The sequence below is a fragment of the Stenotrophomonas sp. 8(2023) genome, from assembly GCF_030345295.1.
GTDB lineage: Bacteria > Pseudomonadota > Gammaproteobacteria > Xanthomonadales > Xanthomonadaceae > Stenotrophomonas > Stenotrophomonas muris.
Genome location: NZ_CP128404.1, coordinates 3152560 through 3171499, shown reverse-complemented (window position 1 = coordinate 3171499; position 18940 = coordinate 3152560). Strand labels below are relative to the sequence as shown.

The window sequence follows — 18940 nt, the reverse complement described above, 5'->3', positions numbered from 1 at the left end:
CCCCTCATCATTCTTGGAGGAACGCGTATGGCGTCCACTAACCAGAATCTAGACGTAGTACTGCGGGTCAACACGACGGGCTTCCGTACCGCAATGGCGGAGGCCAGCCGCCTGGCAACGCAGAATCTCAAGACACTGCGCGCGGAGGCCGAGCGGACGGCCGCCGCGCTGGCGCGCGTGCATGCGGCACCGGAGGGCGCAACGGGCAAGGCCGCGACAAAGGCAAAGGCCAACGTCGGCGGCGATGTGCTCGGCAGTGGCTTGAAGGAGCTTGGTAGCGGCCTGCTGACGGCCGCCGGTGGCCCATGGGGCATCGCCATCGCGTCGGTGCAGAAGCTGGGCGAAGCGTACCTGGACATGGTCAAGGCGTCCGAACGTGCGCGCAGCGAGTACAAGGAGCAGATGCAGTCGCTGCAGCAGATGTCGTTCTCGATGGACCAGGCCGGCCTGGGCATGGGCGCGGGCACGCTGCCCCTGGAGCAGGCGGTCGCCACGCTGCATGAGCAGGCGAGGGCGCTGCGAGAGCTGGAGGCACGCGAGAAGGCGCTGCAGGGCTCGGTCGTCCATTGGGAAGGCCGAGTGAGTCATGGCCAGCGATCGGGACGGGAAGGGGCGGGCCTGAGTGCAGCCTCGGACTACGCCGAGCTGGAGAAGGCCAGGGCGAACCTGGAAGCGTTCCAGGCGGAGGTCGCGCCGGTCCAGGAGAAGTTCCGGGGCCTGAAAGAAACGATCAGGGGCGCCCTCGACGAGAAGCTGTTCAATGCGATTGCCGCGGCCATCCAGAACGTGGACAACCAGACGCTTGACCAGCTCATCGCGTCTCTGGGTGCGACGCAATGGAACGCATTGAAGGCGACCGATGCCTTCAACGGCATGCTGGGCGCCATGCGCGGAGAGGCGTGGCGGGACGAGGTCGAGTGGATCCGGCTGACCCGTGGCGAGTACGCGGCCTGGATGGCTGAACGCGGCGCGGAGATCAACGCAAGGGGCGGCCCGGACAAGATGGACCCGGCCCAGCGCGCAGAGTTCAACAGGGATGCCGCGCGCAAGAAGGCCGACATCGAACGCAAGGCCCAGTTCCGCGAACAGCAGCAGGCCGCCCAGCAGTCGGTCAGGGGCGTGCACGAGCAGGCTGATGCGTACGCCGGGCTGATGGATCGCATCGAGAAGCAGATCGCCCAGGACCGGGTGCGGCAGAAGCTGAAGGAGGGGATGACAGAGGCGGAAAAGCTGCAGGTCACCCTCCTTGACGAGATGGAGCATGCCGAGAAGAAGCTCAGCGAGCAGAAGCAACTGCGGGTGAAGGCCTCGCTGGACGCCGCGGTGGCCCTGGCCAAGGAAGCGGCAGCCGCTGAAGCGTCGAAGAAGGCCCAGCAGGATCTGCTGAAGCTGCAGCGGGAACTCCAGCAGGCGGCGCATGCACAGCAGCGCGGCAACGACCAGGCGCTGTTCGGCATCGGCCATGGCGCAGCGAGCGTGGATCGCATGCAACGCCGTTCCGCTCTGGATGAGGATCGGGACAATCGAAAGCGCGCGCTGGACGACGAGTCGCGTGGTGAGGACGGCAAGGTCATCGAGTCGGAGCGCTACAGAGCCCGGCTGGCCGAGCTCGATGCATTCCATGAACAGTCACTGCAACGCGAGGCAGAGTTCCAGGAGAACAAGAAGGCATACCAGTCCGATTGGAAGAACGGCGCAATGCGGGCGTTCGAGGACTATGCCGATGCCGCGGCCAATGCCGCCGAGTTGAGCCACGGCGTCTTCAGTAATGCATTGGGCGGGTTGGAAGACAGTCTGGTCAAGTTTGCCCAGACCGGAAAGCTGTCCTTCTCCGACCTCGCCGACTCGATCATCGCCGATCTGGCGCGCGTGGCAGCCAAACAGATGGTCAGTGGGCTGATCAGTTCGATCGGGCAGATGTTCGGACCGAAGATCACCGGTTTTTCCATCGGCGGCTATACAGGCCCAGGGGGCAAGTACGAGCCGGCCGGCATCGTCCACAAGGGCGAGGGCGTGCTCAGCCAGGAAGACATGGCTGCGCTCGGCGGCCCATCGGCATTCTTCGCCCTGCGCACTTCGCTGCGAACCGGCAATGGCCTGTCCGGTGGTGATAGCGGGGGTTATGTGCAGGTACCGATCGCCCGTGCCGGCGAGGGTGGGATGAATGTGGAAATCAACAACTACGGCGAAAGCCGGGTCAACACCCGGGAAGAGCGGCAGCGCATGCCCGATGGCAGCGAAGTACGGCGGCTGGTGATCGACATCGTGGGCGACAGCCTCAACGGTGGTGAGCTGGGCGCCATTGGACGGGCCCGATACGGATGGACGGAGGCAGTGGGATGAGCAGTTGGCCAGAATATGCAGAAATACGCTTTGCGGATTACGGCGAGGAGATCGTCGCTTCGGAAGAGCGGACCGAGATGGAGCGCGGCCCCAGCAAGATGCGCGCGCTCAACAGCCGGGTGATGAAGAACGTGTACGCCTCGGTGCAGTTCCGCACCGCGGCTGACGCCGAGGCATTCGAAGCGTGGTACCTGCACGATGTCGGTCGCGTCGGCTGGTTCACGATGGAGCACCCGCGGACCGGGCAGCCGATCAGCGCCCGCTTCCCGCAGGGCATCGGCCGCCTGGTGCCACTGAACACCCGGTTCCGCTTCTCCAAGCGCGATCTTGTACTGGAGTACATGCGATGAGTTCCTTCCATGAGCGCCGCCAGCGCCTGGCCGACACCCAGGGACCGCTGATGCTGTTGGAAGTGTCGGCGCCGTCGATGCCGGAGGTGTTGCGGATCGTCAACGACAACGTCAACTGGACCAGCAACGGCAAGGAGTTCATTGCCGCACCGTTCGGCTTCCAGCTTCCCGACGATGTCAGTGGACAGGCACCGCGCGCGCAGCTGGTGATCGACAACATCGGCCGCGCACTCACCGAGGACCTGGAAGGGCTTGCCCCCGGAGAGATGGTGACCGCTCGGTTGATGCTGACCGATCGCGCCGATCCGGATGCCATCGAGGCCGAGTACGACCTGCCGATGACCCAGGTGTCGGTCAACACGCGCACGGTCAGTGCCCAGTGTGGTGTCGACTTCCTGATGCGCCAGCAGGCCGTGCTGCTGCATGCCAATCCGTTCACGCTGCCGGGAATCTTCTGATGCGCCTGGTCGACGTCGAGCGATGGGTGGGCATCCCCTATGACGAAGCAGCGTGCGACTGCGCCGACCTGGTGATGCAGGTGCAGCGGGCGCTGTTCGCCCGTGAAGTGGCACTGCCCGGACGCCGGCCGCGCGGGCGGCGCGGCTCGGCCGAGCTGGGCGCATTGTCGCGCGCGCAGGCGGTACCTCGCGAGGGCCCTCCACAGGACGGCGACCTGGTACTGATGATCGAACGCGGACAACACAACCCCGGCCACGCCGGGGTTTTCTTTTTCCTGGCTCATGAGGGCTGGGTCTTGCACAGCAACGAAACGAACGGCTGCAGCGTGCTGCACCGCGTTCGTGACCTGCCCGGATTTGGGCTGAGGATCGAGGGATACTACGCATGGAACTGACACCACAACCGGCGGTCGACGGCCGCCTCATCATCACCCCGCACCCGGTGCTGCTGGATGGCCAGCGCAACGTGCCGGTCGAACTGCGCCCGGGTGAAAGCCTGTACGCATTCCTCATGCGCCATGTAGACGGGCTCGATGGCCGCGCATGGCAGGTCTGCGTTGACGGGCTGGAGGTGCCGCGCGAGCAGTGGATGCACACGCGACCGCGCCATGGCCAGTTGATCGAAGTGCGCAGCGTGGTGGGCAAGGCGGTGATTCCGCTGGTGGCGATGATCGCGCTGACCTATTTCACCTTCGGCATCGGCACGCTGGTGGCCGGTTCCGCGTGGGGCGCAGGCGCCGTTGCGGGGCTCAGCGCCACCTACGGCACCGCGCTGGCGTCGGCGGTCTATGTTGCCGGCAGCGTGCTGATCAACAAGGTGCTGGGCCCGAAGCCTCCCCGTGCAGGTGGCGGTGGCGGTGTCGCCGACACTGCGTATTCCCTGGCAGCGCCGCGCAACCGTGTGCGCGCCTATGAACCGCTGGGCCTGCTGTTCGGTTCCACGCGCCTCGCTCCGGACCTGATCAGCCGCCCCTATACCTGGTTCGAGGGCGATGAGCAGTACGTCGGCCTGACCCTCAGCCCGGGCATCAACGTTGGCCGGGTGGAGGCCCTGCAGAACGGTGATTCAGCGCTGTCCAGCTACGAAGGCGTGCGCACCTGGTTCCGCGGCTTCCCGCAGATGCCCGACGAAGCGATTCCGCTGTACAGCAACGCGGATGTGATTGAAGGCGCGCAGCTGCTCGATACCGGCAGCGATGCCAAGCACGTGGCCAGCCCGTGGGTGGAGCGCACCAGCTCCGCTGACTCTCTGCGCCTGCAGGTGAACATCGAGTTCCGGCTGTGGGATACCACGTCCAAGGGCAAGGACAAGGACAACCGCGAGCAGATCCAGATCCAGTACCGGCCGGTCGGCTCCGATGCCTGGCAGTCGTTCGGCAATTACAGCGTCGTGGGACGCACGCAGAAGGCGCGCCGCGTCAGCTACGGCCGCGACGTGGAGCTGGGCCAGTACGACGTGCGCGTACGCGTGGCCGGGCAGAACACCGATGGCAGTGGCGCGCAGGCGAATTTCACCTGGACCACGCTGGTCAGCGTGCAGCGCGACGACGCCAGCCATGCCGGCATTCCTGCCATCGGCCTGCAGATGAAGGCGTCCGGCCAGCTCAATGGCACCCCGGATGAGATCCGCTGCGTGGCTCATGCGCGACCGATTCCGGTGTGGAAGGGTGAAGCGGCCGGCTGGGTGACCGAGGAAACCAGCAACCCGGGCGCACAGATCCTGGCCTACGCGCGTGGCATCCATGATGAGAACGGCAAGCGCATCGCCGGCCTGGGCATGGCCGACCGGCGCATCGATATCGAAAGCCTGAAAGCCTTCATGCTGCACTGCGCGGACAACGCGCTGGGCTACGACTACTGGCTGACCGAGGTGCGCAGCCACCAGGCAGTGCTCGACGCCATCGCGCTGGCCGGCTTCGGCCAGGTGACCTGGGCCAAGGGCCGGCTGGGCGTGGCTTGGGCGGCCGATGAGCAGCCCCTGTCCGGCGTGGTCAACATGGCCACGATCAAGAAGGGCCAGTTCCAGGTCGATTACACCCTGGCCAACGCTGCCGACGGCATCGAGTACAGCTACCTGGACCGCCGCACCTGGAAGGCGGCGACGCTGCGCGTGCCGGCGCCGGGCGTGGAGGTGATGCTCAATCCGGCCAAGATCACCGGTGAGGGCGTCAGCTCCGAAGCCCATGCCGCGATGCTGGCGCGTTGGCATCTGGCGCAGAGCGTCTATCAATACAAGTCGATCAGCTACAGCACCGACATCGAGCACCTGGCCTACTCGCGGTTGTCGGTGCTGGCGTTGCAGCACGACCTTACCCAGTGGGGCTTCGGTGGCCGCCTGATCGATGCCGCCGTCGACGCTGCAGGCGTTGCCACGCTGCAACTGGACGAGACGGTCCCGGCACCTTCGCTGGGCAGTGCGTTCATCGGCCTGCGTATTCCAGGCGAGCGCGTCTACCGCGTACTGCGCGTGGTTCCGGGCGCTGAGCCAAGTGACAGGCTGGTGCTGGCCGATCCGTGGCCGGCAGATGCACCGCTGCCGGGCCACAACGACGGCAATCCTGCACACGACACGATCTGGATCTACGACTTCAAGCAGACGCCGGGTACCCGCGTGCGCGTGACCGGCATCCGCCCGGAAGGTGACCTGAAGGGCGCCGCTGTGGAGGTGGTGCAGGAGGGGCCCGAGTTCTGGCACTACGTGCGGACCGGGCAGTATGTGCCGCCGTCGAATGAATCCTCGCTGCAGACCCGGCCGGTGGCCAGCAATCTGAAGGTGGTCGAGCGCCAGGTCAGCCGGGGTGGCAGCGTGCATACCGAACTGCAGGCCAGCTTCGATATCAGTGGACCCACCGGCGAAACGCGGGTCCTGTCCGATCCAGACGGCAATGCCGCGCTGGAGGAAGTGGCACGCACCACCACGCGATCAGCGAGCTGGGCGATTCCCGGAGCGGGTACCTATCCGGTGGTCGTTCGTCCGTACAGCCCCGATGGCCGTGCCGGCGTTGCCGTGTCCACCCAGTACACCACGCTGGGTGCCGATGCGCCGCCGGTCCTGGTCGATCTGTTCGACATCGAAGAGCTCAGCGGTGGCGTGCGCCGGTATGTGTGGGGCTTCTCCGGCGACACCGTGCAGTCGGCTGATTTCGCCGGCGTGGAAATCCGCTATACCGCCGGCAGTATCGACAACCCGCTGTGGGAGCACATGACCCCGCTGGGCGATGCCGGTGGCTTCTTCACCTCCGCAATCGAAGCCGTATTGCCAGAGGCGGGCAGCTGGACGTTTGCGTGCCGCAGTCGCAACACCGCTGGCGTGCTGTCCGTCGGTGCCCGCTACCTGCGACGCTCGCTGGGGCGCAATACCGGGCAGACGCTGGAGGGAATCGGCGGTGTGGTCGAATCGGTCAAGCAGGACCTGGGCAAGGAAATCAACGCCCGCATCGATAGCGACCTGGCCGCCGCCACCCGTGCAGCCGAGGCGCTGCGTAGCGAATCGCTGCGCCTGCAGGACCAGATCACCGCCAGCGCCCAACGACTTGCCGGCCAGGCCGAACGGCTGGACCAGCAGGCGCAGGCGCTCAAGGCGAACACCGATGGCCTGGCGCGCGAAGTGCTGGACCGTGCTGCCGGCGATCTGAATACCCGCACCGAGCTGACCACGGCGGTGACCCGCGAAACCAGCGAGCGCCGGTCGGATGTGGAGAACCTGACCCGCATGGTGAGCCAGCTGTCGGCAGGCAGTGGCGTGCAGTTCGACAGCAAGCGCATCTGGTACTTCGACAGCAGCGTGGAAGGTTGGGGCGCGAATGGCGGCAGTCCAACGCTGGTGGAGGGCTGGCTGCGCCCGGCCAACCATGCCAGCGACGCCTTCGTGACGAGCCCGCGCGGCCAGGATGTCCAGGGCGCGGCGCACCGCTTCGTCAAGCTGCGCATCCGCAAGGTGGGCAGTCCTGCCTGGGACGGGCGCCTGCTGTGGAATGGTCCCGGCCAGTCGTGGGACAACGCACGCATGGTGCAGTTCGCGGAGCCAAGCTATGACAGCAACGGCATCGCGACGCTGGACGTGGACAACATTCCATGGAACGGGACCATCGTCGACCAGATCCGCCTGGATCTGTCCAAGGCGCAGACCGATGCCGACTACTTCCTGCTGGACTGGGTGGCGATCGGTCGCCCGACGCCGGGTGCGTCGGTGGCCATGCTGCAGGACGAAGCCACTGCACGCGTCGCAGCAGACAGCAGCGAAGCGGGCCGGCGCGAGTCGCTGGCCGTGCAGTTGCGCGGCAGCTACGAGGGCGGTGACCTGGCAGGGGTCAGCCAGGGCCTGATCGCGGCCGAGAAGACCGCACGGCTGAGTGGCGACCAGGTCAACGCGCAGTCGATCCAGGCACTCCAGGCACGGATGCCGGCAGGCACCGGCGCGCTGGCCACCGGTGCCAGTGTCAGCAGCCTGCAGCAGGCGATGGTGACCGCTGACACCGCGCTGGGGCGGCGCGTGGACAGCCTCGATGCCACGATGGGGGACAAGATCGGATCCAGCGCCTTCAATGCGTTGAAGACCGAAGTCGGGCAGCTCGATGGCCGGGTTACCAGCAGCAGCCAGGACCTGGTGCAGCTGAAGAGTCGCATGGAAGCGGTGATGGGCGCGGGCAGCAACCTCGCGCTCAATGGCGACTTCAACCTGGGCGCTGGCACCGGCTGGACGTTCTTCAACACCACCGCAGCATCGGTGGTGCGCGAGGGCCGCGGCAACAGCCTGTGCTGGAAGGCGGAGCCCTATGCGGGCGGAAACAATACGGTGGTCAGCGCCGCGGTCAATGAGGGGCGCGTCATCACCCTGACCGCCGGCCGTCGCTATCGAGTGTCGTGCTGGACGCGGACCAGCGAGGACTTCGACGGCACCGCCGACAATACCAAGCTGCGCGTCGCCGACCACAACGGCAACCTGATGGGCGGCGCCACGCAGTCGTTCCCGAAATCGGCGGACTGGGTCAAGACCGAGACCGTCGTGACGTTGCCGCCTACCGGCACGGTGCAGGGCATCAAGGTCACGATCAATCGCAATGGCACGGCCGGCACGTTGTGGCTGGACGATTTGTGGGTGGAGGATGTGACCGATGTCGACGCGAACGCTGCGGCGGTCAGTGGCCTGTCGACCAGGGTGGAACAGATCGATGGCAAGCTGAGCAGTGCCGCCGAGGACGTCACCCGGCTGGCCTCGGGCATCGGCAACATGGTGGCCTACAACATCATCGCCAACGCACATATCCTCGCCTGGCCCACCGGTGGCCCCCGTGCATCGGGTGTGTACCGTGCCAATGGCAGCACCGTGCCGGGCATGGGCGCCAACCGGGGGCTGCGGGTGGGCATCATCAATGCGGACAACAGCATCACCGATACGGCGGTGTTCGATACCCATGGCAATCTGCAGAGCGAGTCGGCCCGCTTCAACACCTGGTACGACCAGACGCTGAAGGACAACCAGTACTTCATTGCCTATACGTCCGATGCAGTGGGGGCGATCAGTAGTGCCAGCAACAGCGACACCAGTGGCCTGCGCACCCGCCTGCTGGACGCGGGCCTGTCACAGGAAAACCTGGCGGCCCTGTCGGGGTCGCGGATGCTGGTGATGATCGGGCGGCGCAGGAGTGGTGCCGGCGGTGGCAGGCAGATCCTGTCGCCCTTGCCGGAGACCGGCCGTACTGGCATGTGGGTGGAAATGACCGTCACCGTGCTCAATGGCGTGCCGACCGGATCGCAGGATTCGTCGATGCTCGATCGTACGGCGCGGAGCAATGCGGACGCATTGACCGGGCTGCGCACCGACGTCAGCAAGCTCGGTACCGACCTGGTGTCCGCCGCCGACAGCCTGACCAGCCTGGCCGCGCGGGTCGACACCTCGGTGACCAGCAGCGACAACGTGCTGCGCAACAGTAACTTTGCTGGCAGTGCCGCCTGGTGGACGCTGACCCGTACCGTGTCGGCCAACACCGTGGAGTGGGTGAAGGCATCGGGCCAGAGTGGTGATGCGTTGCTGATGACGCATGGGCCGCAGGCCGGGCAGAATCCGGCCATCACGGCCAATGACGCGCGGTGGCTGCCCGTTGTTGCCGGCAGGTCGCGGCGGTACCGCCTGGTGATGGTCGCCCGCGCCTTCGACGATGCGACGGCGACCCTGGTCTGCCGGTTGCGCGTGCGAACCACGGGTACAGGCGAAAGCCACGCCGACGTGACGCTGAACCTGTCCGATGCGTCCTGGAAAACCTACACGGCCGAATGGTCTGCTGCGCAGGATCGCAACGAGATCATGCCGCAGGTGCATCTGACCAACGCCGGCGGCAAGGTGCTGTTCGACCGGATCGAGTTCTACGACATCACCGATGCGCAGGACATCGCCGGCAACGCGACGGCCATCGCCAACCTGCGCAGCGACGTGGTGCAGCTGGGCGATCGTGTCACCAGCAGTGCGTCCAGTGTGCTCAAGCTGCAGTCGGACGTGCAGTCGGTCCTCAATGGCAGCGACAGCCTGTTCCCGCTGGGTGCGTTCGAAACGTTCCAGGATGGCCAGCTGCTGGGCAGTGCGGCGGGCACGATCTACACCGTCCGCGCCGATGCTCGCCGGACCGGTGAGCGCGGTCTGGACGTGAACGTTGCGGCCAACACCAGCCCGAACACCAATGCGGACCTGTACCTCGGGCAGTGGACCCCCATCACCGGCAATCGCCGCATCTATGTGGAGTACTACGCCCGCCTGCATCCGGACAGTATCCAGCCGACCGGTGGTTCCATCCGGGTGGGCTGGCAGACCACCAACGAAGCCAACGCGGAGAATTCCTGGCCCTTGCAGGCTTACGCACTGGCCTCGCTGCGCAAGGATGGCTGGACCAAGGTCAGCGGTTACCTGGACACCGCCGCGTCTGCGGCGAAGTGGCGGATGCTGGTCAGCATTCCGGGAGGAAGTGGTGCGCGCGAAGTGGGCGTGCGCGTGCAGGTGGACGACATCCGCATGATCGATGTCACCGACGCCTACGCCGCGCAGCAGAGCGCCGCTGCCACGGCCACCGCGGTGACCGCGCTGACCACCAAAGTCGATCAGCAGGGCACGAAGGTCGACGCGCAGGCGCAGCAGCTCACCGACCTGTCCAGCGGGCTGAAGGGCGTGCTCAACACCGGAAGCGGCCTGCTGCCCAATCCCGACTTCGCCGAAGGGCTGGCGGGGTGGACGGCATCGGCGGCGGCCAATGGGGCGGTGTGGAGTACGGTCAACGGCGACGGACGCCCAGGTGTGCTGCTCAACCGCTACACGAACGTGAATCCGACCCTGCAGGCCAACGGTGGCAAATGGGTGCCGATCAACGGCGCGCGCCGCCTGCGGGTGATCGTCCGCGCCTGCGGTGCTGGCGGCGCCAACAATCTGCTGGTGCGGATGTATCGCAAGAATGCGGCAGGCCAGCAGTCCTACCAGGATCTGCGTGCCGTGTTCGCGGTGGAGGCGTTCGAGACCCGATCGTTCGACTTCGATGCCTTCAACAGCGGCATCGATGCCTGGCGCTTGAACCTCTATGTTCATCCCGACAACGGTCAGGTGCGGGTGGACAGCGTCCAGGTCTATGACATCACCGACCAGGTGGCCAACGATGCCAATGCCTCGGCCATCACGGGGCTGAGCACCTCGGTAAGCCAGCAGGGCACCAAGCTGGACACCACCGCGCGTGACCTGACCCAGCTCAAGACCCAGGTGGGCGATGTATCGGCCAGCGGCTTCTCGCAGCTGAACAGCCAGGTCAGCCAGCAGGGTACGCAACTGACTGCGCTGTCCGGGCGGATCGATGGCGTGCAGGCCTCACTGGGTGGCAAGGCGGATGCAGCCGTGGTCACCAGCATGCAGGCGCAGGTCAAGAATCTGGGCGCCGGTGGCAACCTGCTGATGAACACCACGTTCCCCTTCTGGCAGCGCTCGGGGTGGGGCTGGGGCAGTAATCCGAACGGGCGGTGGACCGAACTGGGCAACCCCACCGGCGATGACAACTGGCATCCGCAGGGGATCTTCGGGCTGGGCGCGGTGACGCCCGGCGTCGTCGCAGCAGGCGAAATGGCATGGTGGGGAACCGAGTACGACATCGCCATCGAAGGCGGCAAGACCTATTGCGCGTCCGCCTGGATCAATACCCATCGCGTGGAAGCCAAGCTGGAGATGACGTTCTTCGATGCGGCCGGCAATCACCTGGGGCTGGTGCACAGCCCGGGCGTGAGGAGCGATACCGGAACCCCGATCACGCTCGACCGCTTGACGCGCACGTTCCTGATCACCAAGGCGCCCGCCACGGCGACCTTCGCTCGCTTTCGCGTGATCGTGATCGGCACCGGTGGAAACACGCCCTATTTCTGGATGTTCCGCCCGATGCTCAGCCAGGTGGACGCGGCAGCAACCGCCCCGCCCACCTGGTCGGCCGGAGGCACCGAGTCTTCTGCGCAGTGGTCGGTCAACGTCCGTGCAGATGGCCGGGTAGGGGGCGTTCAACTGGCGTCCAGCGGCCAGGTCTCGCGTTTCGATGTGGTGGCCGACGCGTTCAGTGTCAGTGCCCCCGGTGGCGGGCGTCGTACCGAGTACAGCGATGGCAACTGGCGGGTCTATGACGAAGCCGGACGCCTGCGCGTGCGCATGGGCGTGTGGTGACCCGTGCACCTGCCCGTCGCGGTGGGTGCCCTGCATGAAAACCGTTCGGGCCGCCGGTGGATGCGGCCCTTTTTTTGGAGATCCAACATGAAGTTCAACGCACGTCTTGTCCTGCTGACCCGCGCAGTGGAGCAGTCGGGGGTGGTCAATCTGCATTTCCGGCCGGAGGGCGAGAACCTTCTTCCGCAGATGGTGATCCCGGTATCGCCGCTGGATGCGTATGCCTTGAAGTTCGGGGCACTGTACCGGTTCGAGGCGATCGAGGTGGAAGAAGCGCTGCCCATTGAAGCAGCCGCTGGCTGAGACCGGGCGGTTGCAGTGGTGCTGGATATGACCGGGTACTGACCCTTCACGGGCCAGGCGCCGCAGGCGGCAGCGGCGATTCAGGGCGCTGGCCCGAAGCCCGGTATACTGGCGCCCTTTCAGGCCCCGGCCCCCAGGAACCCCTGCCATGCCGGCAGGGGCCCAGGCCCCCAGAGTCCCGCGATTCCATGTCCCAGCTGAACCCCAAAGTCGGCTTCGTCAGCCTTGGCTGCCCGAAGGCCCTCGTCGATTCCGAGCGCATCCTCACCCAGCTCCGCTCGGAAGGCTACGACATCGTCCCGTCCTACGATTCGGCCGACGTGGTGGTGGTCAACACCTGTGGCTTCATCGATTCGGCGGTGACCGAGTCGCTGGATGCCATTGGCGAGGCGATGAACCAGAACGGCAAGGTCATCGTCACCGGCTGCCTGGGCAAGCGCCCTGAGCAGATCCGCGAGGCGTACCCCAACGTGCTGGCGGTGTCCGGCCCGCAGGATTACCAGAGCGTGATGGAAGCGGTGCATGAAGCACTGCCGCCCAAGCACGATCCGTTCGTGGATCTGGTGCCCGACTACGGCATCAAGCTGACCCCGCGCCATTACGCCTACCTGAAGATTTCCGAAGGCTGCAACCACACGTGCAGCTTCTGCATCATTCCGTCGATGCGCGGCAAGCTGGTCTCGCGCCCGGTGGATGAGGTGCTGCGCGAAGCCGAGCGCCTGGTGCGTGGTGGCGTGCGCGAACTGCTGGTGGTGTCGCAGGACACCTCGGCCTACGGCGTGGACGTGAAATACGCCGAGAAGATGTGGCGCAACAAGGCCTACCAGACCCGCCTGAAGGCGCTGTGCGAAGGCCTGTCCGAGCTGGATGCGTGGGTGCGCATGCACTACGTCTACCCGTATCCGCACGTGGACGAAGTGGTGCCGCTGATGGCCGAGAACCGCATCCTGCCGTACCTGGACATCCCGTTCCAGCATGCGAGTCCGCGCATCCTGCGCCTGATGAAGCGCCCCGGTGCGGTCGAGAAGACCCTGGAGCGCGTGCAGAACTGGCGCCGTATCGCGCCGGACATCACCGTGCGTTCGACCTTCATCGTCGGCTTCCCGGGCGAGACCGAGTCCGAGTTCGAAGAACTGCTGTCGTTCCTCGACGAAGCGCAGCTGGATCGCGTGGGCGCGTTCGCCTATTCGCCGGTCGAGGGGGCCACCGCCAACGATCTGCCCGATGCTGTGCCGGAGGAAGTGAAGCAGGAGCGTCTGGCCCGCTTCATGGAGAAGCAGGCGCAGATCTCCGCCGCACGCTTGGAGGCCAAGATCGGCACCGTGCAGCAGTGCCTGGTCGACGCCATCGAAGGCGATATCGCCGTGGCCCGTTCCAGGGCCGATGCGCCGGAGATCGACGGACTGGTGCATATCCAGAACGCCGACCAGGTGCCGCTGCGCGTGGGCGACTTCGTCGACGTGGAAATCACCGAGAGCGACGAGCACGACCTGTACGGTGACGCGCTGCCCGCCGCTACCCGCCCGGCATTCGACCTCAAGATGCTGTGACCGCAGCGACGACCGCCGCCAGTGACGGGGGCGGCGTCCGGCGCTTCGTACCGCCGCCACGTGCGGCGATCGATCCGCAGGTGTTCGCTCAGCCGCTGTTTGCCGGCCTGCAGGATTTCCGTGATCTGCTGGATGGCCCCCATTGGCCGTCCATCGCGGCGCTTGACGCACGCCTGTCCCTGCCGGGTTGGCAGCTGGTCGAACAGGATGCCGCGTTGCTGGCCGATGGCCTGCACTACGAGGCCCGCATCGCGCAGGGGCGCATCGCCACCCGTGCCGACAACTGGCACGACCTGTTCAACGCGCTGGTGTGGGCCTCCCACCCGCAGCTCAAGCGGGCACTCAACGTGCAGCAGTGCCGGCATATCGAAGCCATGCCACCCGGCCAGCGCAACCGCGCGCAGGCCGCCTTGACCCAGTTCGACGAAACCGGCGTGATCGTGCGTGTGGGGGATGTCACGTTGCTGCGCGCGTGGGATGGGCATGACTGGCCTGCGTTGTTCGAGCCAACGCGCTGGCAGAGCGGTGACATCGCCATTGCCACGGTATTCGGGCACGCGTTGATGGAACAGGCACTGCTGCCGGGGCGATTGCTGGTGGGCAAGTGCGTGGTGGTGCAGGGTGATGCCGATGCTGCCTGCGTTGACGCGGTGACTGCGGCCATTGCCGAAGGCAGGGCAGTGACCGATCCGCTACAGCTGCGGCCCCTGCCGTTGGCCGGTATTCCTGGCTGGCACGGCGTGCAGGATTCCGCCTTCTATCGCAATGCCGGGTATTTCCGCCCGTTGCGCGCAGGGCGCACATATCCGCCGCCGTTGTAGAGCCGAGTCCATGCTCGGCTGCGTTTGCCCATCAGCCGAGCATGGGCTCGGCTCTACAACGGCAGCGAGGTCGGGCATGACTCGACTCTACAACGGCGCGTACTCCACCCCGATCACCGCAAAGGTGAATTGCCCGCCGGGCAGCTCCACCGAGAATTCATCATCCAGTCGCTTCTTCAGCAGCGCCCGCGCCAACGGCGAATCGATGCTGATCCAGCCCAGCCCGGCATCGGTCTCATCCGGCCCGACAATGCGATAGCGGCTGGTCTCGCCACTGTCCACATTCTCCAGTTCCACCCATGCGCCGAAGAACACCGCCAGCGGGTCGGTCGGCGTGGTGTCGACCACGCGCAGTGATTCCAGCCGCTTGGTCAGGTAGCGCACGCGACGGTCGATCTCGCCCAGCTGCTTCTTGCGATAGGTGTATTCAGCGTTCTCGGAGCGGTCACCTTCCGCGGCGGCCGCGGCCAGTGCCTTCACCACCTCCGGGCGGCGCACGCGCCACAGCTCATCCAGTTCGGCCTTCAGCCGGGCATGCCCGGAGGCGGTGATCAGGGCCGTGCTTTTTTCTGCGGGGGGACGCCAACGCGACATGCAATACGACTTCTTTTCTGGATGACGAACGGGGAGCGGGGTCGGAGCCCTCCCTGGCGGGGGGGATCCGACCCTGGGGTCAGATCCCTTTCCAGCGGAAAGGGCTCTGACCCCGGCCGTGGCAGATCAACGCTTTCCGCCGAAGATGCCACCCAGGATGCCGCGCACGATCTGGTTGCCCAGCTTGGTGCCGACGGTGCGCGTGGTCTGCTTGGCCATCGTCTCGATCATGCCCTGGCGGCGCTTGGTGCCGAAGATCGCATCCTTGATCGCCTGGCCGAAACCGCCTTCCTGCGCTTCGTCCTGCTCGCGGCTGCGCGCGGCCGGCGCCTGCGCCTGTTCGACAGTCTTCTGTGCACGCTGGGCCAGCAGTTCGGCGGCCGATTCGCGGTTGATCGCGGTGTCGTAGCGACTGCCGACCGGGCTGCCGGCACGCACCTGGGCGCGTTCGGCTTCGGTGATCGGCCCCATCCGGCAGCGTGGCGGCGCGATCATGGTCTGCTGCACCGGCATCGGGATGCCCTTGTCCTGCAGCGTGGAGACCAGGGCCTCACCAGTGCCGAGCTGGCTCAGTACCTTGGCCACGTCCAGCTTCGGGTTCGGCACGAAGGTTTCGGCCGCGGTCTTCACCGCCTTCTGGTCGCGCGGGGTGAACGCGCGCAGTGCGTGCTGCACGCGGTTGCCGAGCTGGCCGAGGATGTTGCCTGGCACGTCGTCGGGGAACTGCGAGCAGAAATACACGCCCACGCCCTTGGAGCGGATCAGGCGCACCACCTGCTCGATGCGCTGCACCAGCGATGGCGGCGCATCGTCGAACAGCAGGTGTGCCTCGTCGAAGATGAAGACCAGCTTCGGCTTGTCCAGGTCGCCCACTTCCGGCAGCTGCTCGAACAGCTCCGACAGCAGCCACAGCAGGAAGGTGGAGTACAGCTTGGGCTTGAGTACCAGCTGGTCGGCGGCGAGGATGCCGATCATGCCGCGGCCGTCGTGGTTGACGCGCATGATGTCGGCCAGCTCCAGCGCAGGTTCGCCGAAGAAGTGCTCGCCACCGTCCTGCGCCAGGCGCAGCACCGAACGCTGGATCGCGGCGATCGACTGCGCGCTGACCAGGCCGTACTCGGTGGAGATGTCCTTGCGCTCCTCGGCGACGAGGCCGAGCAGGGCGCGCAGGTCGTCCATGTCCAGCAGCAGCAGGCCGCGGTCGTCGGCCAGCTTGAACACGATGTCGAGCACGCCGGACTGGGTGTCGTTCAACTCGAGGATGCGCGCCAGCAGGGTCGGGCCCATTTCGCTGACCGTGGTGCGCACCGGATGGCCGAGCTTGCCGTACAGGTCCCAGAAGATGGCGGGGCTGGCGGCCGGCGCATAGTCGGCCACGCCGATCTCGGCGGCACGCTGCAGCAGGTTCTCGGCGCCGCTGCCGGGCACGGCCAGGCCGGAGACATCGCCCTTCACATCGGCCAGGAACACCGGCACGCCCAGTCGCGAGAAGCCCTCGGCCAGCGTCATCAGGGTCACGGTCTTGCCGGTACCGGTGGCGCCGGCCACCAGGCCGTGGCGGTTGCCGAGTTTCGGCAGCAGGGTGACGGCAATATCGTCGGTAATGCCTTTGCCGAGCAGAATCGGATCCATGGTCCAGCCCTTGTGATGAATAGCCCAATGTTAACCGCCGGCAGTGACGGTCCGAAGGTCGGCTTGCCCGGACCTTGGCGGCGCCGCTACTCTGCCTGCCTGTTTCGCACACAGTGCCATCAATGCCCGTTCCTGTCCTGATTTCCCGCGGTTGGCCGCTGCTGGCCCTGGCCGGCCTGGTTTCCCTGGCGCCCGACGCCCATGCGCAGCGGGTTTCGGCCCGGGACAAGGTGAAGGTGGATGCGCTGCAGCAGCGCATGACCGTCGCCGAAAAGCGCTACAGCGACGCCCTGCTGCTGGTCGCCAATGCCGACCCCAAGGGCAGCAACGAGGCCGACGCCGCGCTGGAGGACATGGAAGATGTCCTCAACGACTGCGTGAAGCAGAAGGGCTGCCAGATGGGCACCCTGCTGGCCAGCTACAAGCGCCTGCTCAAGCACGACGCCGATGCGGCTGCCAGCGATGACGTGGCCGACGAGGGGGGTGACCGCCTGGAAGCCGACCCGGATCACATCGGCCCGCTGACCGCGGATGTGCCCGAGGCCGCGCGCGCTGCCGCGCTGCTGAACGACAAGCGGCACGCCTTCGACAGCATGGTCGAGTACAACCCGGCGGTGCAGGCCGGCATCCGTCGCTGGCTGACCGACATGCGTCCTGCGCTGCTGACCAGCTACGAGAACTACCAGAACCTGCGCGCGGTGATGTGGCCGGAGTGGGAGAAGCGTGGCCTGCCCGAGGCGCTGCTGTTCGGCATCATGGCCAAGGAATCCAACGGCCGCGTGCACGCCTCCTCGCGTGCCGGCGCCGCCGGCCTGATGCAGTTCATGCCGGCCACTGGCCGTCGCTTCGGCCTCGGCCCGGATGGCACCGGCTTCGACACGCGCTTCGATGCGCGCAGCGCCGCCGAGGCCAGCGCCAGCTACCTCAACGAACGTCTGCGCGAACTGAACAACAACGTGGAAATGTCGGTGGCCGCCTACAACGGTGGCGAAGGCCGTGCCGCACGCGTGTTCAAGCAGAGCGCCGGCCAGAGCTTCTGGACCGACAGTGTCTACAACCAGTTCCCGGGCGAGACCAAGGACTATGTGCCGATGGTGATTGCCGCGGCCTGGATCTTCCTGCACCCGCAGCAGTATGGCGTGGAGTTCCCGAAGATCAGCGCGCAGCCGGCCACGCTGCGCCTGGCCAAGTCCACCACCATCTATGAACTGACCATCTGCCTGGGCAGCCACGGCACCCGTGATGGCTACATGCGCGCGCTGCGCAACCTCAACCCGCGCTATGAAGCCGATGGCTGGATTCCGGCCGGCACCCTGATCAACGCCACCACCCGCATCGCCGGGCTGTACCAGCGCAACTGCGTCAGTGGCCCGCGTGCCGACCTGGCCCGCACCCTGATCACCGCCGATCTGAACGCGGCGATCAAGCGCCCGACCGCGGCCAGCTACACCGGCAGCGTCGCCGTGGGCGGCGTGGTGCCGGTGGCCGACGCTGCGGCCTCCACCAGTGTGCCGACCACGCCGGTGGCGGCGGTGGCGACGCCTCGCCCGGCGCCGGCCGCGCGCCCGAAGCCGGTGCGCAGCCACAAGGTGGGCAAGGGCGAGACCCTGGGCGCCATCGCGGCGAAGTTCCAGTGCGACGTGCCGACCCTGGCCCGCGCCAACGGCCTGAAGGCCCCGGCCTACAGCCTGCGCCACGGCCAGACGCTGAAGCTGCAGGGCTGCGACAAGTAATTCCCCCGACCCCTGGAACCCGCATGGATCTCGAAGACACCCGCAACCTGTTCGCCAACCTCCGCGAAAACACCGACTGGGACATCAACGGCCCGTTGCTGTGGGGGTACTTCTTCGTGCACTCCACTGCTGAGCCGTTGCAGGCACTGGCAGAGCACCTGCAGGCGCAGGGCTACACCTTCGTGGAATTGTTCGAACAAGATCCGGAAGAGGGTGACGCGCCGTTCCACGTGCTGCATGTGGAGCGCGTGGAGATCCACGACGAAGCCTCGCTGGACCGTCGCAACCAGGAATTCGCAGCGCTGGCCGCGGAGAAGGGCGTGGAAGACTACGACGGCATGGACGTCGGCCCGGCCCCGGCCCTGCAGTAACGCGCGTACCGGTAGTGCCGGCCGCTGGCCGGCATCCCGTTGTGGAAAAGGGGACGGAGGGGATTAAGTCGTTTATGCATAAACGACTTAATCCCCTCCGTCCCCTTTTTA

12 protein-coding genes are annotated in these 18940 nt (G+C 66.4%); 10 read left to right on the top strand and 2 right to left on the bottom strand.

Features of this window, described 5'->3' with window-relative positions; translation table 11 throughout:
* The first annotated feature begins 27 nt into the window (after positions 1 to 27).
* From QP609_RS14885 to QP609_RS14850, 8 genes are all read left to right on the top strand, one after another.
* Entirely contained in the window at positions 28 to 2343 is a 2316-nt protein-coding gene (locus tag QP609_RS14885; protein ID WP_069116152.1) for a phage tail tape measure protein, read from the top strand.
* Positions 2340 to 2693 carry a hypothetical protein gene (locus QP609_RS14880; protein WP_014647906.1) on the top strand — a complete coding sequence of 118 codons (354 nt, stop codon included), beginning with the start codon at positions 2340 to 2342 and terminating at the stop codon, positions 2691 to 2693. The genes QP609_RS14885 and QP609_RS14880 overlap by 4 nt, the downstream gene beginning before the upstream one ends.
* A complete protein-coding gene (locus tag QP609_RS14875; protein ID WP_014647905.1) occupies positions 2690 to 3151 on the top strand; it encodes a DUF1833 family protein in 462 nt (153 codons plus the stop codon). Before QP609_RS14880 ends, QP609_RS14875 begins: the two co-directional genes overlap by 4 nt.
* Positions 3151 to 3546, top strand: a complete 396-nt coding sequence (locus QP609_RS14870; protein ID WP_014647904.1) for a hypothetical protein — start codon at positions 3151 to 3153, stop codon at positions 3544 to 3546. The genes QP609_RS14875 and QP609_RS14870 overlap by 1 nt, the downstream gene beginning before the upstream one ends.
* Entirely contained in the window at positions 3537 to 11825 is an 8289-nt protein-coding gene (locus QP609_RS14865; protein ID WP_289213802.1) for a host specificity factor TipJ family phage tail protein, read from the top strand. Before QP609_RS14870 ends, QP609_RS14865 begins: the two co-directional genes overlap by 10 nt.
* An 87-nt stretch (positions 11826 to 11912) precedes the next feature.
* On the top strand, positions 11913 to 12128 hold the full coding sequence (locus QP609_RS14860) for a hypothetical protein (RefSeq protein WP_041863666.1): 216 nt from the start codon (positions 11913 to 11915) through the stop codon (positions 12126 to 12128).
* Positions 12129 to 12316: 188 nt separating this feature from the next.
* A complete protein-coding gene (gene rimO / locus QP609_RS14855) occupies positions 12317 to 13678 on the top strand; it encodes a 30S ribosomal protein S12 methylthiotransferase RimO (protein ID WP_197621657.1) in 1362 nt (453 codons plus the stop codon).
* A complete protein-coding gene (locus QP609_RS14850; RefSeq protein ID WP_197621656.1) occupies positions 13675 to 14499 on the top strand; it encodes a DUF3025 domain-containing protein in 825 nt (274 codons plus the stop codon). Before rimO ends, QP609_RS14850 begins: the two co-directional genes overlap by 4 nt.
* An 87-nt stretch (positions 14500 to 14586) precedes the next feature.
* Here QP609_RS14850 and greB read toward each other — a convergent pair whose 3' ends face one another.
* Together greB and QP609_RS14840 are read right to left on the bottom strand one after the other, a co-directional pair.
* Positions 14587 to 15093 (bottom strand): transcription elongation factor GreB, encoded by a 507-nt coding sequence (gene greB / locus QP609_RS14845; RefSeq protein ID WP_014647900.1) that lies wholly within the window; start codon positions 15091 to 15093, stop codon positions 14587 to 14589.
* A 126-nt stretch (positions 15094 to 15219) separates the two neighbouring features.
* Positions 15220 to 16725 (bottom strand): helicase HerA-like domain-containing protein, encoded by a 1506-nt coding sequence (locus QP609_RS14840; RefSeq protein WP_197621655.1) that lies wholly within the window; start codon positions 16723 to 16725, stop codon positions 15220 to 15222.
* Between the two features lie 122 nt (positions 16726 to 16847).
* On the opposite strand from QP609_RS14840, the gene QP609_RS14835 reads away from it, so the two are divergent.
* The gene (locus QP609_RS14835; RefSeq protein ID WP_014647898.1) at positions 16848 to 18458 is read left to right on the top strand and encodes a transglycosylase SLT domain-containing protein; all 1611 of its coding nucleotides are present in this window, start codon (positions 16848 to 16850) and stop codon (positions 18456 to 18458) included.
* Between the two features lie 23 nt (positions 18459 to 18481).
* Positions 18482 to 18829, top strand: a complete 348-nt coding sequence (locus QP609_RS14830) for a ribonuclease E inhibitor RraB (RefSeq protein WP_046431838.1) — start codon at positions 18482 to 18484, stop codon at positions 18827 to 18829.
* The last annotated feature ends 111 nt before the right edge of the window (positions 18830 to 18940 follow it).